This window comes from Sphaerotilus sp. FB-3 (assembly GCF_023706025.1).
Taxonomy (GTDB): Bacteria; Pseudomonadota; Gammaproteobacteria; order Burkholderiales; family Burkholderiaceae_C; genus Sphaerotilus; species Sphaerotilus sulfidivorans.
In genome coordinates, this window is record NZ_BQWE01000051.1 from 1 (window position 1) to 579 (window position 579).

At 68.6% G+C, this 579-nt stretch carries 1 protein-coding gene; it reads left to right on the forward strand.

Annotation, left to right across the window (positions count from 1 at the left end; translation table 11 throughout):
- Positions 1 to 426 (forward strand): integrase core domain-containing protein (locus NFT33_RS16455; RefSeq protein WP_251676956.1); only part of this gene is annotated, 426 nt, incomplete at its 5' end.
- Positions 427 to 579 lie beyond the last annotated feature (153 nt).

Genomic DNA, 579 nt, shown 5'->3' on the forward strand with positions numbered 1-579 from the left:
ATGCTGCACTGGCTCAAGATCCGCCCGTCGTACTCCCGGCCTCGGGTGAGCGATGACAACGCCTTCGCCGAGAGCCTGTTTCGTACGGCCAAGTACCGCCCGGAGTTCCCGGCCAGCGGCGGCTTCAAGGATCTGCAGGCGGCGCGGCAGTGGGCCAGCGCATTCGTGCATTGGTACAACCACGATCACCGCCACAGCGGCATCCGCTTTGTGAGCCCGGCGCAGCGCCATGCAGGGCAGGACCGGAAGATCCTGGCCGCGCGCGATGCGCTGTACCGCCAAGCCCGTCAGGCGAACCCGAAACGCTGGTCGGGCAAGACCCGCGACTGGTCGCCGATCGGGGCCGTCACGCTCAATCCCGAGCGGGAAGGTGTGGCCGCGGCGGTCGATGCCGCGGCAGCTGAAATAAGCAGAGTCGCGGCATGACTCACGCGGCAACTACCTTGACATGCTCCGGACTGGCCCGGCGTGCGCAGCGTGGTGCTGGTGCAGTCCACCCGCCAGCCGGTGCGCTCAGGGCGCTTCGGCCCGCGCAGCACCGAACAGGCGCCCGAGCCGAGCTGGCGCTACTACATCAGC